This window comes from Haloprofundus halophilus, from assembly GCF_003439925.1.
Classification (GTDB): domain Archaea; phylum Halobacteriota; class Halobacteria; order Halobacteriales; family Haloferacaceae; genus Haloprofundus; species Haloprofundus halophilus.
Window position 1 is genome coordinate 933,397 of sequence record NZ_QQRR01000002.1, and the last position, 14,072, is coordinate 947,468.

General features: G+C 67.0%; 13 protein-coding genes and 1 tRNA gene. 3 read left to right on the forward strand and 11 right to left on the reverse strand.

Translation table 11 applies throughout. From position 1 onward, the window contains the following. Window positions 1-13: 13 nt before the first annotated feature. The 3 genes from DV709_RS14475 to DV709_RS14485 all read right to left on the reverse strand — a co-directional run bounded on the left by DV709_RS14475 (window position 14) and on the right by DV709_RS14485 (window position 3,856). Window positions 14-958, reverse strand: coding sequence for a DMT family transporter (locus DV709_RS14475; RefSeq protein ID WP_117595105.1), 945 nt, complete (start codon window positions 956-958; stop codon window positions 14-16). Between the two features lie 388 nt (window positions 959-1,346). Next, the gene (locus DV709_RS14480) at window positions 1,347-3,608 is read right to left on the reverse strand and encodes a CDC48 family AAA ATPase (protein ID WP_117595106.1); all 2,262 of its coding nucleotides are present in this window, start codon (window positions 3,606-3,608) and stop codon (window positions 1,347-1,349) included. Further along, window positions 3,605-3,856 (reverse strand): DUF7127 family protein, encoded by a 252-nt coding sequence (locus DV709_RS14485; protein WP_117595107.1) that lies wholly within the window; start codon window positions 3,854-3,856, stop codon window positions 3,605-3,607. The genes DV709_RS14480 and DV709_RS14485 overlap by 4 nt, the downstream gene beginning before the upstream one ends. A gap of 205 nt (window positions 3,857-4,061) precedes the next feature. Here DV709_RS14485 and DV709_RS14490 point away from each other — a divergent pair, with 205 nt between their 5' ends. Next, window positions 4,062-4,847: an alpha/beta fold hydrolase gene (locus DV709_RS14490; RefSeq protein WP_117595108.1), complete on the forward strand. Its 786-nt coding sequence runs from the start codon at window positions 4,062-4,064 to the stop codon at window positions 4,845-4,847. 128 nt (window positions 4,848-4,975) lie between these two features. On the opposite strand, the gene panB is transcribed toward DV709_RS14490, so the two are convergent. Beyond that, a complete protein-coding gene (gene panB, locus DV709_RS14495) occupies window positions 4,976-5,785 on the reverse strand; it encodes a 3-methyl-2-oxobutanoate hydroxymethyltransferase (RefSeq protein ID WP_117595109.1) in 810 nt (269 codons plus the stop codon). A gap of 126 nt (window positions 5,786-5,911) precedes the next feature. On the opposite strand from panB, the gene DV709_RS14500 reads away from it, so the two are divergent. Beyond that, window positions 5,912-6,196 carry a DUF5822 domain-containing protein gene (locus DV709_RS14500; RefSeq protein ID WP_117595110.1) on the forward strand — a complete coding sequence of 95 codons (285 nt, stop codon included), beginning with the start codon at window positions 5,912-5,914 and terminating at the stop codon, window positions 6,194-6,196. Between the two features lies 1 nt (window position 6,197). On the opposite strand, the gene DV709_RS14505 is transcribed toward DV709_RS14500, so the two are convergent. The 6 genes from DV709_RS14505 to DV709_RS14530 all read right to left on the reverse strand — a co-directional run bounded on the left by DV709_RS14505 (window position 6,198) and on the right by DV709_RS14530 (window position 11,506). Continuing rightward, on the reverse strand, window positions 6,198-6,785 hold the full coding sequence (locus DV709_RS14505; protein ID WP_232819750.1) for an HAD family hydrolase: 588 nt from the start codon (window positions 6,783-6,785) through the stop codon (window positions 6,198-6,200). Between the two features lie 74 nt (window positions 6,786-6,859). After that, on the reverse strand, window positions 6,860-8,008 hold the full coding sequence (locus DV709_RS14510; protein WP_117595111.1) for an acyl-CoA dehydrogenase family protein: 1,149 nt from the start codon (window positions 8,006-8,008) through the stop codon (window positions 6,860-6,862). A 73-nt stretch (window positions 8,009-8,081) separates the two neighbouring features. Continuing rightward, entirely contained in the window at window positions 8,082-9,326 is a 1,245-nt protein-coding gene (locus DV709_RS14515) for an alanyl-tRNA editing protein (RefSeq protein WP_117595112.1), read from the reverse strand. A gap of 48 nt (window positions 9,327-9,374) precedes the next feature. Next, window positions 9,375-9,896, reverse strand: coding sequence for a helix-turn-helix domain-containing protein (locus DV709_RS14520; protein WP_117595113.1), 522 nt, complete (start codon window positions 9,894-9,896; stop codon window positions 9,375-9,377). Between the two features lie 94 nt (window positions 9,897-9,990). Further along, window positions 9,991-10,938, reverse strand: coding sequence for a hypothetical protein (locus DV709_RS14525; RefSeq protein WP_157972749.1), 948 nt, complete (start codon window positions 10,936-10,938; stop codon window positions 9,991-9,993). Window positions 10,939-11,421: 483 nt separating this feature from the next. Next, a tRNA-Leu gene (locus tag DV709_RS14530) sits at window positions 11,422-11,506 on the reverse strand. A gap of 190 nt (window positions 11,507-11,696) precedes the next feature. On the opposite strand from DV709_RS14530, the gene DV709_RS14535 reads away from it, so the two are divergent. Beyond that, window positions 11,697-12,257: a DUF420 domain-containing protein gene (locus DV709_RS14535; RefSeq protein WP_117595115.1), complete on the forward strand. Its 561-nt coding sequence runs from the start codon at window positions 11,697-11,699 to the stop codon at window positions 12,255-12,257. Window positions 12,258-12,329: 72 nt separating this feature from the next. Here the strand turns inward: DV709_RS14535 and purF are convergent, their stop codons facing one another. Further along, a complete protein-coding gene (gene purF, locus DV709_RS14540) occupies window positions 12,330-13,838 on the reverse strand; it encodes an amidophosphoribosyltransferase (RefSeq protein ID WP_117595116.1) in 1,509 nt (502 codons plus the stop codon). Window positions 13,839-14,072 lie beyond the last annotated feature (234 nt).

The following is a 14,072-nucleotide window of genomic DNA, read 5'->3' on the forward strand; positions in this document are numbered from 1 at the left end:
CGACTTCGCAACGTCAGCGGAACAGGCCGACGACGGACCGGAGGCTCGCGCGTAGCTTCGGCAGTTCCGCGGTCAGCGTCTCGTACTTCACCAGCGCGAATCCGACGAAGACGAGCAGGAAGCCGCCGACGGTCATCGCCGTGATTTGCTCGTTCAACAGCGACCACCCCAGAAACGTCGCCACCACGGGGACGACGTAGGCGACGAGGTTCGCCTGAAACGGACCCTGTCGGTCGAGCAGGTCGAAGTAGATGGAGTACGCGAGCGCACTGGCGAACACGCCGAGAAACAGCAGTGCGAGAACGGTTCGGGGCGTAAACGACACCGGGGGGACGCCCTCGGCGGCGAGACTGCCGGTGTGGATGACGATAGCGCCGAGCGCCATCGACCACGCGGTGACCGCGACGCTCGGCGTCTGCGCGTCCGCCCGGCGGACGAGGACGCTCCCGAGCGAGACGGCGACGGCCGCACAGAAGACGATGGCGACGCCGAGCGCGTCGCCGGAGAGGTCGCCCGAGAGCAGCGACGGGTCCGGGCCGGCGACGACGACGACGCCGACGAGGCCGAGGAGGACGCCGACGTACCCCCGCGAGTCGAGGCCGACGCCGCCGACCAGCAGCGCCGCGAACGCCGTCGTCAGAATCGGGTTGAGGCTGTAGACGATAGAGGCGATGCTCCCGGTCGTCTGCGTCTGCCCGACGAACAGCAGCGCGTTGTTGGCGGCGACGATGAGAAACGCGCTGGCGGCGATGGCGGCGACGTCGCCGCGGGTCCGCGGTATCGGGTCGTCGAGGCGAGACGCGGCGTACCCGAGGAGCAACACCGCTGCGACGTCGAAACGGAGCGCGGCGAACAGCACCGGCGGGAGGTTCTCCAACCCGACTTCGATGGCGACGAACGACCCGCCCCACAGCGCCGACAGGAGAAAGAACAGCCCAACGTCTCGGTATCGGGACACACCGACCGTCGGCGACGGACGGAAAAGAGGCTGTCCGTCCGGGCGGGGGTCGCCGGTTTCGGGTTTCGGGGCGCTCTTCGAAGAGAAACTGTTTAATACGGCGGCTGGTTTCCTTCGGGTCGGACACGTCGTCGCTCGCCGCACCGTGGTTGCGACCGGTCGGCCCGCGGGGCCGAAGTCGTCACGGCGCGGAACGGTATCCACGAGGACGACCCCGTGAAATCGAGAGTGACATCGCTACCGAAACACACCTCGTTTCCGGTGAAATAAACGGTTAACATGTTTTTCGTTCCCGAGTATGAGAGACGACGGAGGCCGACTCGGGAGAGAACGGTCGCAGCGAAAAAGGCGGTAGCGGCGCGTTCGAGGCGCTGTCTTCGCGAGCCGGTTACTGGAACGTTCGGCTCATCTCGTCGGTGTCGCGCTCGATCTCGGCGGTGCCGAAGCGCTTTTCGATCTCGTCGTAGCGCTCGCGCGTCTCCGAGGTCACGCTCGGACCGACCTGGTCGAGGGCGTCCTCGAAGTGGTCCATCGTGATGCGGACGTTGCCGACGGAGTCGTCGACCTCCTCGGGCTTGACGCTCAGGATGAACTCGCGGCTGGCGGCCATCGCCGCCTCGCGGGCGAGCGCTTCGAGGTCGGCGCCGACGTAACCGTCGGTACGGCGGGCGATTCTGTCGAGGTCCACGTCGTCGGCCAGCGGTTTGTGCTGGGTGTGGACCTCCAGAATCTTCCGGCGCGCCTCCTCGTCGGGCACCGGTACGTGGACGTGGCGGTCGAGTCGACCCGGGCGCAAGAGCGCCGAGTCGATGAGGTCCGGCCGGTTCGTCGTCGCGATGACGACCACGTCTTCGAGCGCTTCGAGGCCGTCCAACTCGGTCAGCAGTTGGGAGACGACGCGCTCGGAGACGCCCGAGTCACCGCTGTTTCGGCCGCGCTCGGTCGCGATGGCGTCTATCTCGTCGAAGAACACCACCGTCGGCGCGTTCTCGCGGGCCTTGCTGAACACCTCGCGGACGCCCTTCTCGGACTCGCCGACGAACTTGTTCAGCAGTTCCGGCCCCTTCACCGAGATGAAGTTCGACTCGGCTTCGTTGGCGACGGCTTTCGCCAGGAGCGTCTTGCCCGTTCCGGGCGGGCCGTAGAGGAGGACGCCCTTCGCGGCGGCCATGTCCATCGTCTTGAACACGCCGGGGTACTCCAGCGGCCACTGGATGGTCTCGCGGAGCCGTTCCTTGGTGTCTTCGAGACCGCCGACGTCCTCCCACGTCACGTCGGGCACCTCGACGAACACCTCGCGGAGCGCGGAGGGCTCGATTCCCTTCAGCGCCTCGCGGAAGTCGTTCTCGGTCACCTGTAGCGACTGGAGCACGTCGGCGTCTATCTCCTCGGCGTCGAGGTCCAACTGCGGGCGGATGCGCCGCAGCGCGGTCATCGCCGACTCCTTCGCCAGCGATTCGAGGTCCGCGCCGACGAAGCCGTGGGTGTTGTCGGCGTACACGTCGAGTTCCACGTCGTCGGCCAGCGGCATGTTCCGCGTGTGGACCTGCAGAATCTCCTTGCGACCGTCGCGGTCCGGGACGCCGATCTCGATCTCGCGGTCGAAGCGTCCGCCGCGGCGCAGCGCCGGGTCGATGGCGTCGACGCGGTTCGTCGCGCCGATGACGACGACCTGACCGCGCTCCTCGAGACCGTCCATCAGCGAGAGCAGCTGCGCCACCACGCGGCGCTCCACGTCGCCGCCCGCCTCCTCGCGTTTGGCGGCGATGGAGTCGAGTTCGTCCATGAAGATGATGGCGGGCGCGTCCTCGGTCGCCTCCTCGAACACGTCGCGCAGTTGCTCTTCGGACTCGCCGTAGTACTTCGACATTATCTCCGGGCCGGAGATGGTGTGGAACTCGGCGTCTATCTCGTTGGCGACGGCTTTGGCGATGAGCGTCTTACCCGTTCCGGGCGGCCCGTGCAGGAGGACGCCCTTCGGCGGTTCGATGCCGAGGCGCTTGAACAGCTCCGGGTGGCGCATCGGCAGCTCGATCATCTCGCGGACCTGTTCGAGTTCGTTCTCGAGGCCGCCGATGTCCTCGTAGGTCACGTCCGGGCCGGTGCCGGAGTCGCCGCTCGCACCCTCGCGAATCTGCTCGGCGGGCTTCTCGCTGATCTCGACGGTCGTCGAGTCGTTGATGACGACCGTCCCCGACGGCTGGGTCGACGCGATCTTCAGCGGAACGGCCTGGCTCTGGTTCGACATGAAGCCGAAGCCGAGCGGGAGGCGGACCGTCTGGCCCTTGGTGACGGGCTGGCCGCCGAGTTCGCGGCGGATGAGCGCGTCGATGTTCCCGCGGATGCCGAGCCGCTGGGGGAGCGCGACTGTGACCCGCTTCGCGGGCTTGACGTCCGCTTTCTCGACGGTCACGCGGTCGTCGATGCCGACGTTCGCCTGCTGGCGGAGTCGGCCGTCGATGCGGATGACGCCCGATCCGCGGTCCTCCGGGTAGCCCGGCCAGACGCGCGCGATGGCCGCGCTCTCCTGGCCTTCGATGCGGATGAAGTCGCCGCCTTCGAGCCCCATCTCCTCGGCTACCTGCTTGTCGATGGCCGCCAGTCCGCGACCGGCGTCTTTCTGTTTCAGTGGTTTGACTGTGAGCTTCATTTGGACACCGTGATAGTCAGTACACCGTTGTTGGTCTCAACTGTTGCGTCGGTCCCGGGCAGTTCGAACTCGAACTCGGTTTCGGACACCCGGTCGCCGTGGTCGACGACCACGATGGCCGTCGTCCCGACGACGTCTACGTCCACGGCGTCGTCGGCGACGCCGAGTTCCGCAGCGATGACCCAACTGTCGTCGTACTCGTATCGGCGGATGAACCGCTCGCCGCCGGCTGATTGTTGAACACTCATTGGGTGATTCCTAACCCCAAGTTAGGCACGCAGGTATTTAAACATTTCTTCGCCTAATCGCAGTACACCGGCCGATTTGGCCAACTGCGGTGGAATTGTGGTTCACACGAGAGTAGTCGGTGTGAGTCACTCCGAACGGCGCGGAGATACCGGGGCGACCCGACGCACGGATGCGTTTATCACGAGCGCCACGAAAACACATCACATGAACACGTGTACGCACCACGGACGCGAGACCGCCTACCGCGTCTCCGGCGGAGACGCCGGCGACTCCGAGAACGCGGGGCTGCTCTGTATCCACGGCAGCGGCGGCTCACACGGCGTCTGGAAGTCGCAGTCCAGACTCGCCGACGAGCGGCCGGTCACGGCGCTGGACCTGAGCGGGCACGGCGAGAGCGACGACGTCGACGCCGACGCCGGATACGAAGCGCTGTCGGCGTACGTCTCCGACGTCGCCGCCGTCGCCGACGAGACCGACTGCCGCGTGCTCGTCGGCAACTCGTTGGGCGGCGCGGTGGCGATGCTCGCCGTCCTCGACGGGGCGGTCGACCCGGACGCGCTCGTTCTGACGGGGACGGGGGCGAAACTCGCCGTCCTCGACGACCTCCTGGTGTGGCTCGAAGAGGATTTCGACCGCGCCGTCGAGTTTCTACACGGCGAGGACCGCCTGTTCCACGACCCCGACGAGCGTTACCTCGACCTCTCTCGGGAGGCAATGCGCGAGGCCGGCCAGGAGGTCACCCACCGCGACTTCCTGAGTTGCCACACGTTCGACGTTCGGGACAAGTTGGGGAACATCGACGTGCCGACGCTGGCCGTCGTCGGCGAACACGACAAGCTGACGCCGCCGCGATACCACGAGTATCTCGCCGACGAGATTCCCGACGCCGAGATGGTCACCGTCGGCGACGCCGCGCATCTGGCGATGTTGGAGCAGCCCGAGGCGTTCAACGACGCGGTGTCGGCGTTTCTGGACGAGCGGGGAATCTAGCCGGGGACGCCGTAAGCCGAACCCGCTCGTCGTACCGCGAGCGAGTGAAACGAGCGAACGGCCTTTTTGGTCCAGATTTTCCAAGCGAGGGTGCCAAAGCGCACCCCACGGCAGTAAAAAAGGTGGGTCTAGTACAGCGAGTCCAACTCTTCCTCGACGTGGCTGTGCTCCTCCGCTGGGAACTCGCCGTTCTGCACCGCCTCGCGGTACGACGAGATCGCCGACTCCATCTCGCTGCGAACGTCACCGAACTGCGTAGCGAACGGCGGCGTGTAGTCGCTCATCCCGAGCACGTCGTCGACGACGAGCACCTGCCCGTCGCAGTCCGCTCCCGCGCCGATGCCGATAGTCGGAATCTCCAGTTCCTCGGTGACGCGGGCGGCGAGATTCGACGGAATGTGTTCGAGGACGAGCGAGAACGCGCCCGCGTCCTCGTGTGCCCGGGCGAGTTCGAGAATCTCCTTGGCCGCCTCCGGTGAGGTCCCCTGCCGGGCGTAGCCGACCGATTTGACCTGTTGCGGCGTCAGGCCGAGGTGCGCCATCACCGGGATACCCAACTGCGCGAGTCGTTCGGTGAGTTCGACGGTGTGGGGGCCGCTCTCCAGTTTCACCGCGTCGGCGTCGGCCTCTTTCAGCATTCGGCCGCAGTTCTCGATTCCCGACGCCTCGTCGACGCCGAAGGAGAGAAACGGCATGTCGGCGACGACCAGCGCGTCCTCGACCGCGCGGGCGACCGCGCCCGTCCGACTCGCCACTTCGTCGACCGTCACCGGGAGCGTCGACTCGTAGCCGAGGGCCGTGTTCCCCATGCTGTCGCCCACGAGGAGGATATCGATACCCGCCTCGTCGGCGACTGCGGCCGTCGGCGCGTCGTACGCCGTCAACATGGTTATCGTCTCCTCGCCCCCCATCGCGCGGATGTCCCGAACCGTTGGCATACCCGCCGTTGGCGCTCCCGAAAGTAAATACGTACGCCTATCGGCGGAGCTGTCGAGGGAGACGCCGGAGCGGACGGGCGTGCGGCAAACCGGCACACATTAAGGTTCGCGTGCGAACGTTCGCGCGTGCAACCCGTCGAGCGCTCGAACCCCGAAGGCGTCGACTTCGGGTGGGTGATGCAGGTGACGTTCGTCACGACGATTCTCGTCGGCGCGCCCGTCGTCGCCGCGCTGTCGACGACGGTGACGCTGCCGACGTGGGAGTCGCGCGTCTCCTTCGCCGTCCGCGTCGGCGCGATCATCTGGGTTCTCGTCGCGCTCAGCGCGTACGCGTACGCACGGCGCACCGACGCGGGAGACGGCGGGTCGAAGCCGGACGAGGCGGAGTCCGCGGACGACCTGTCGGACTGAGTCAGACGCCGGACGGTCCGCCGCCGACGTACCGGAACGCGACGCCCGCGCGCTCTGCGGTCCGTTCGTCCCGCGCGGAGTCGCCGACGAACAGCGCGTTCTCGGGGCCGACGCCCAGTTCCCGGAGCGTCGCCAACAGCGGTTCGGGGTCCGGCTTCCGCGTCGCCACCGAGTCGCGTCCGACGACGCTGTCGACGTACCCGGCGAGTTCGTGGACGTCGAGCGCGATTCGACAGGCGTCCTCGCAGTTGAGCGAGCAGACGCCGACGGGGACGGCGTGGTCGGCGACGCCGTCGGCCAGCGCCAGTCGCGTCGAGTTCCGCGCGCCGTCGCGCTCGTGGTCCGCGATGACGGCCTCGATTTCGGGGCGCATCTCCTCCTCGTCGGCCAAGTCGAGCATCGCCCAGAGGTCCATCCCCGCGGCGTCGACGCCGGCGTCGTCGAAGGCGGCTTCGGCGTCGGCGGCGACCCGGTTCCAGTCGACGAGCAGGTCGACGAGCGTCCCGTCGAGGTCGTAGACGACGGCGTCGTACGCCTCGAACACCGTCGAGTCGTCCGACAGCAGTCTGTCGAGGGAGTTTGCGGTCACTGTGTTCGACTGTGTTCGCTACCGAAAAGACGGCTTCGGTCGTTGAGGGGTGGCGTTCCGCCAGGTCCCGACGCTCAGTCGTCGAGGACGCCGCGCGCGATGATCTCTTTCTGTATCTCGCTGGTCCCCTCGTAGATGGTCGTGATCTTCGAGTCGCGGTAGAGACGCTCGACGTCGAACTCGGTGACGTAGCCGTAGCCGCCGTGAATCTGGACGGCCTCGTTGGAGACGTCGACGGCCGCCTCGCTGGCGTGGTACTTCGCCATCGCCGCCGCGACGCGGTTGTCCTCGCCGGCGTCTTCCTGTCTCGCGGCCTCGCGGACCATCAGTCTGGAGGCGTGGACCTGCGTCGCCATGTCGGCGAACTTGTGGCGGATGGACTGAATCGAGGCGATGGGCTCGTCGAACTGCTCGCGCTCGTGGGCGTACTCGCGGGCCTCGTCGAGCGCCGACTGGGCGAGTCCGACCGCCTGCGCGGCGATGCCGACGCGACCGCCGGTGAGGATGGTGAACGCCGCGGAGAGTCCCTTCCCTTCCTCGGTGAGCCGGTTCTCGGCGGGGATGCGCACGTCGTCGAACTTCAGACCGGTGGTGTCGCTGGCGCGGAGGCCGAGCTTCTTCTCCTTCTGTCCGACCTCGATTCCCGCCTCTTTGGGCACCAGAAACTGCGTCACCGACGAGGGGTCGTCGGGGTCGGTCTTCGCGAAGAGGATGCAGACCTCGCCGCGTTCGCCGTTCGTAATCCACTGCTTGTCGCCGTTGACGACGTACTCGTCGCCGTCGCGGATGGCCGTCGTCTCCATCTCCGCGGGGTTCGACCCCGCCTGCGGTTCCGAGAGCGCGAACATCCCCACCGGCCGACCGTGCGCCATGTCGGGGAGCCAGCGCTCTTTCTGGTCCTCGGTTCCGAAGGCGGCGATGCACTCGGTGGCGAGGCAGTGGACCGACAGCGCCGTCGCGACGGCGAGTTGGCCGTAGGCGACCTCCTCGTTGACGATGCTGTAAGTCGTCCGGTCGGCGTCGAAGCCGCCGTACTCCTCCGGGACGGTGAGACCCGTGAGGTCGAGGTCGGCCAGGCCGTCCCACACCTCCTCGGGGAACGTCTCGGTCTCGTCGGCCGCCCGCGCGGTGGGTCGAATCTCCTCGACGGCGAACTCCCGAACGACGTCGCGGATGGCTCGCTGCTCGCCGGTGAGCGACGAGTCCGCCCGTGTAGTTGCCATACGCTCGGATTCGGTCCCGGATGGAAAAAGATGACCGACTCGCCGTTCGACGCGGGCCGAACCGGTGGCGAGCTTACGTCTCCCGAAGCGACTCAGCGACCTCTTCCGGCGACGCCGACAGCCCGCCGCCCTGCGCGAACGTCGGACTGCCGCCGCCGCCGCCGCCGAACTCGTCGGTGATTTCGTCCACGACGTCGCCCGCGTCGACCTCGCCGTCGGTGGCGACGACGACGAACGTCGACCCTTGCTCACCCGCGACGGCGATAACATCGGCTCCGTCGCCGACGCGCGACTGCAGTTCGTCGCCCACTTCGTTCGGCCCGACCCCGGAGACGACGCCGACGCGCCACGTCGCCCCGTTTCGTTCGACGGTCGGCAGGGAGTCCAAGTCGGCGGCCAGCATCGCCGTCTTCGCCTCGCGTAGCTCGGCGGCCAGCTCCTCCTTGTCCGCTTTGAGCTTGGCGGCGAACTCGGGGAGCTCGACCACGCTCGTACCGAACGTCCGCGAAGCGTCGAGCGCGGCGCGCTTGACGTCGGCGCGGCGTTCGACGGCCTCGGGGCCGACGGCGAACTCGACGCGGGTCAGTCCCTCGCCGGGGTTCGACCGACCGAGCACCTCGACGGGGCCGATTTCTCGCGTGTTCGAGACGTGCGTTCCGCCGCAGGCCGCGACGTCCCACGGGTCGCCGCTGCTACCGCTTCCGACGCTCTCGTCTCCCCGCCGCGCCGCCGCACCGACAGTGACGACGCGAATCGAGTCGGCGTCGGCCATCACGCCCTCCTCGGTCTTCGTGTTGAACGCGATGTCCGGGTCGTCGAGCGCGTCCTCCAGCGTGCGCTGTTCCCACGTCACGGGGCGCGACTCCCAGACGGCGCGGTTGACCCGGCGTTCCAGCTCGACGAGCGTCTCGTCGTCGATGTCGGTCGTCGTGGTGAAGTCGACGCGCACCTTCTCGGGGCTGATGTCGAAGCCGCCGTAACCGAGTTCCGAGAGGAGGCCGCGTCCCGCGCCGTAGAGCACGTGACTCGCGGTGTGCGCCCGCATGCAGTACGTCCGAAACTCGTCGTCGATGTCGGCGGTGACGGTGTCGCCGGCCTCGAACGCGGGCGGTTCGTCGAGGACGTGGACGACCTCGCCTTCTCGACTCTGCACGTCGACGACGCGGACGCCGTCCAGCGTCCCTCTGTCGGCGGGTTGGCCGCCGCTCTCGGCGTAGAAGTACGTCTCAGAGAGCGTCACTTCGCGGCCGTCGACGGCGTCGACGGTCGTCTCGAACGTCCGAACGTCGGGGTGGGCAGGTGCGAGCGTGGTAGACATGGACGTGCCAAGACGGCACGCGGACAAAAAGCTACAGAAAGCTCCCGACTACTCGTCGGTCAGTTCGATACCGAGTCGGTCTTCGAGTTTGCGGACGACGGAGCCGCCGACGCCCGCACGCGTCGCTCGTCCCTCCTCGACCGCGACGAGGTCGCGCTCGCTCACGTCGAGTTCGGCTGCGAGGTCGCCGGTCGTCAGGCCGGCGTCCTCGCGGGCCTCGGCGACCCGGTCGCCGTAGTCGCGGACGAGATACGGGAGGCGGTCGCGTTCGTAGTTCGTCCCCTCCTCCTCCCAGTGCTTCGAGTCGCCCTTGCCGGCGTCGTACATCTTCGCCGCGCGCTGGGCGGCGCGCTTCTTTCGGCTGGGTTCGCTCTGGTCGCGGCCGCGCGACTGGTCGCGGTGTTTGCGCTCTTTGCTCTTGTTCTCGCCATGGCTGGCGCAGTCGGGACACACCATCAGCGTCGCGCCGGCGACGTTCTCCTGGCGGAGCCTCGAACTCTCCGTGCCGCAGAGTTCGCAGCTGCCGCCGTCGCCGCCGCCACCGCCGCTTCCGGTGGAGTACTTGGGCATACCCGCCATACTTGCTCTGCTGATTTAAACCCGTGCCCGGCGTGCGACGCGGCGGCCGACGGGGGAAGATCGGATTCAGTCGGCGGCCCCGGACTCAGTCGGCGGTCCGTGTGACCGGGTCGCTTCGTGACTCGGGGTCGGCGTTCTCGTCGACCGCGCCCCCGGCGGCGGACGCCTCCGCAGCGGGTTCCTCGGCCGGTGTCTCCTCGGGCGTCGACGCCGAATCGGACGCCGTCGGGATCAACCCGGGAGCGCCGCTCTGTCGAGTGACTGTCCGCATCGCCGTCTTCGGGAACTTGACGGCGACTTTCGCGCTCTCGGCGGCGAGGTCCCACGCGATTCGGTGCGCCATCCCTCGTCGGGTGCGCGACCAGCGGCCGGGGTGCGCCAACACGTAGAGGTGCGGGTAGCCGCCGGCTTCGAGCATCTCGGCGACCTCGGCGGTCGAGTGAAGCGTCCCCCAGCCGTCGACTTCGACGTCCCAGTCTCGGCCGGTGTCGGAGACGTACCGTAGCTCGTCGGTGCTGTTGCGCCCGGTGTCGATGGAGTACGCCCCTTCGCCGACGAGACCGTACGACTCCAGCGACGGTCCCTCCTCCCACATCGAGGCGTTGTGTTGCGGCGAGAGCGGACTGCCGTGCGCGCAGACGGTGTCGACCGGGACGAACGCGCGAAACGTCTCCAAGTTCCTCGCAAAGCGGTCGTGCGCGGCTTCGACGTCGCCTCGCGTCTTCGAGAGGTCTTCGTAGTGGTAGCCGACTTCGTGGCCCATCTCGACGAGTCGTCTCGCTTCCGGGCCGTCGAAGGTGTACGTCCGGAAGTAGTGGCTCGCCGAGATACCGCGGACCGCCTCGGCGTTCGCCATCGCGTACGACAGCTCCGCCCGTCGGTCGACGTCGTGGCGCATGATGACGAACCGCTCGGGCAACTCGCCTTCGTCGGCGAGTAGATACTCGCGGACGGTCAGGAACTCGTATCCCCCGGCCAGTGCCGCGTCGAGTAACCGCTCGTACTGTCGCATCGAGAAATCGACGAGTCTCACGGTCGGAACCCCACTGCCCGGCGTGTAGCCGAGCCATCGCGTTCGGTACCTGCCAATGCAGTCATACGAACTGAACTATTATCTCAGAGCACATTGTTAGTCGCCAACTGTTTTGTGCGGGGTGGCAAGTGGGCGACAGTGGGCGACGGTAGGCGACGACCGCTCGGCTCCAGCGCGTCGGTAGTCACGAGATAACGGCACTCATCCGTTCGATTTCGAAGTTTCGAGCCGTGCGAACGAGTGGCGAGGGGTAAGGCAAAAATCCCCGGTAGATGACACCTACCGGCGCGAATGCTGTCTCTCTTGGCATGTGAAGTGCCGTCCGCGCTCGTCCCCCTCTCGGTAGCCGAGAGCCCCGGCTTTTCGGTGTAGTTCTGGAAAGGATTGTGCGTGGGTGCTTGTCCCTTTGAGGGGTTAGCACCTGCATCGTACTCGGCGGCTACGCCGCCTCGTTTTCGGCGGAACGAAGTTCCGCCCTTGCGATGCGTGGGACCGGATTTGAACCGGCGGACCTCTACAGGACAGCGCCCTCAACGCTGCGCCGTTGGCCTGGCTTGGCTACCCACGCTCGCGCGTGTCTTACTGCACTCCTCCGTTTCGCACGGTTCGTTAAAAGCCCTTCCTTTCGACGGCGGCGTGCCGCCCGTTCGCAGTGTGGTGGTTTCCCCGATGCGTCGTCGCGTTCGCGGAGCGTCGGTGCGCCGACCAGGGGGCGTCGACAGAGCAACCGTTTTGATGCCCGAACACACAGTTCGAGCATGGAACTTCGTGTCAGAGACCACGTTCCGGCGACGACCGCCATCCTGACGCTCGTGTCGCTCGGCCTGGTCTTCGGCGCGGCGCTCGGTGCGATACCCGACGTGTTGCTTCCGACGGCCCCGCAACCGCTGTACGACGCGATTCCCCACGTCAACGCGGTCATCAGCACCGTCGCTATCGGGACGATTATCCTCGGCGTCCGCGCGATCCGCCGCGGCGACGTCGAGAGCCATCGGACGCTGATGCTCACCACCGTCGTGTTGTTCGCGACGTTTCTCGTCCTCTACCTGTACAAAGTTATCTCGCAGGGTACGCAGGAGTTCCCCGGTCCCGCCGCGGTAAATCAGTGGGTCTACCTGCCGACGCTCGCGGTTCACGTGATACTCGCTATCGTCTGCATCCCGCTTCTGTACTACGTGCTACTGTTGGCTCTGACCCGTCCCACTTCGCAGATTTACGGCACTCGACACAAGCGGATCGGGCGCGTCGCGGCGGCGCTGTGGCTCGTCTCGTTCGTCCTCGGCAACGTCGTCTACGTGCTCCTCTACGTCGTGTACTGACGGCCCGAGACGCGCCCGCACTCGTTGCTCACCGTCGGTGTTTTCACAGGGTGAGTGAGGGAGCGGCGAGCCTCAGTCGTCGGCGGGCGCTTCCGCGTCGATAGCCGGGCGGGTCACGTCGCGGTCGGCCGTCTCACCGTCGATGTCGTACGGATACTCGCCGGTGACGCAGCCGAGACAGAGGTCCGCGCGCGATTTCCGGAGACAGTCGGCGATAGAGTCGATAGAGAGATACCCGAGACTGTCCGCGCCGATCTCGTCGCGGACCTCCGCGACGGAGCGGTCCGCGGCGATGAGTTCTCCGCGGGTGTGCATGTCGATGCCCATGTAACAGGGCGCGACGATGGGCGGCGCACCGATGCGCATGTGGACCTCCTCGGCCCCGGCGTCGCGCAGGAGTTCGACCAACTGCGTCGACGTCGTGCCGCGGACGATGCTGTCGTCGATGAGCGTCACGGTCTTGCCCTCGACGGTGCTGCGAATCGGGTTCAGTTTCAGCCGAACCGCGCGTTCGCGTTCGTCCTGCGTCGGCATGATGAACGTCCGACCGACGTACCGGTTTTTCATCAACCCCTCGGCGAACTCGACGCCGTCGTCGTCCTCCGCCCGCGGTTCGCCGGCGGCGGTCGTCTCGCCCGCCGCCTCGGCGTAGCCGGTGGCGAAGGCGCGCCCGGAGTCGGGGACGGGCATCACCACGTCGGTCTCGACGCCGCTCTCCTCCCAGAGCGCGCGGCCGAGATTCCGCCGGACCTCGTAGACGAGCGTCCCGTCGATAACCGAGTCGGGTCGAGAGAAGTAGACGTGCTCGAAGAAGCAGTGCGCGGAGTTCTCCTTCTCGACGAGTTGGTAGGAGTCGAAGCCGCTGCCGTCGTTTTCGAGGACGACGAGTTCGCCCGGTCGCACGTCGCGGACGAGTTCGCCGTCGAGGGTGTCGATGGCGGCCGACTCGGAGGCGATGACGTAGCCGCCGTCGACTTTACCGATACAGAGCGGACGGTTCCCTTCGGGGTCTCGAACGCCCAAGACGGTGTCGTCGTGGCTGATGGTGAGCGCGTAGGAGCCGTGGATTCGCTCCATCGTGCGTTTGACGGCGCGGACGAGGTCGGATTCGAGGAGGTTTCGCGCGAGGTCGTGGGCGATGACCTCGGTGTCGCCCTCGGAGGTGAACGCGTGGCCGAGGTTCTCCAGTTCCGAGCGGAGTTCGTCGGCGTTGACGAGGTTGCCGTTGTGGGCGAGGCCCAACGAACCGGATTTGAACGAGACGGCGAACGGTTGCGCACAGCAGCTGTTGACGCCGCCCGCCGTCGGATACCGGACGTGGCCGATACCGGCGGTGCCGCGGAGCGTCGACAGCGACTCCTCGTCGAACACGTCGCCGACGAGACCCATCTCCACGTGGCTGTGCTGTTGGAACCCGTCGTGGGTGACGATACCCGCCGACTCCTGACCGCGGTGTTGGAGCGCGTACAGCGAGTAGTACAACGGCCGCGCGGCCTCGCGTTCGTCGAGCGACACGCCGACGACACCGCACTTCTCGTTGAGACCGTCTCCGACTCGACGGATATCCCGCCCCTGATGCATAGGAGTGAGTGTGAGGCCCACGGGTAAAAACACCCGTGGTTGTGCTGTATTTCGACTGCTGCCGACCACATATATGCACAATCGTGGTCAAGCAATCGCCGACTGACCGCCACGGCGACGCGTGTCCACTCGGGCACCGGTCGCCGTCTTTCGGTTAGAGACGTCGCTGGTGGCAGTCGGAGGAGAACGCGGAGCCAAACGCCGAAACGGGGACGATGGCCGTCGCTTCGGGAG

Coding starts and splice junctions, on each gene's coding strand:
- DV709_RS14480 (WP_117595106.1), bottom strand. CDS start 3,608: ATGAAGCTCACAGTCAAACCACTGAAACAGAAAGACGCCGGTCGCGGA.
- panB (WP_117595109.1), bottom strand. CDS start 5,785: ATGCCAACGGTTCGGGACATCCGCGCGATGGGGGGCGAGGAGACGATA.
- DV709_RS14515 (WP_117595112.1), bottom strand. CDS start 9,326: ATGTCTACCACGCTCGCACCTGCCCACCCCGACGTTCGGACGTTCGAG.
- DV709_RS14490 (WP_117595108.1), top strand. CDS start 4,062: ATGAACACGTGTACGCACCACGGACGCGAGACCGCCTACCGCGTCTCC.
- purF (WP_117595116.1), bottom strand. CDS start 13,838: ATGCATCAGGGGCGGGATATCCGTCGAGTCGGAGACGGTCTCAACGAG.
- DV709_RS14485 (WP_117595107.1), bottom strand. CDS start 3,856: ATGAGTGTTCAACAATCAGCCGGCGGCGAGCGGTTCATCCGCCGATAC.
- DV709_RS14510 (WP_117595111.1), bottom strand. CDS start 8,008: ATGGCAACTACACGGGCGGACTCGTCGCTCACCGGCGAGCAGCGAGCC.
- DV709_RS14535 (WP_117595115.1), top strand. CDS start 11,697: ATGGAACTTCGTGTCAGAGACCACGTTCCGGCGACGACCGCCATCCTG.
- DV709_RS14520 (WP_117595113.1), bottom strand. CDS start 9,896: ATGCCCAAGTACTCCACCGGAAGCGGCGGTGGCGGCGGCGACGGCGGC.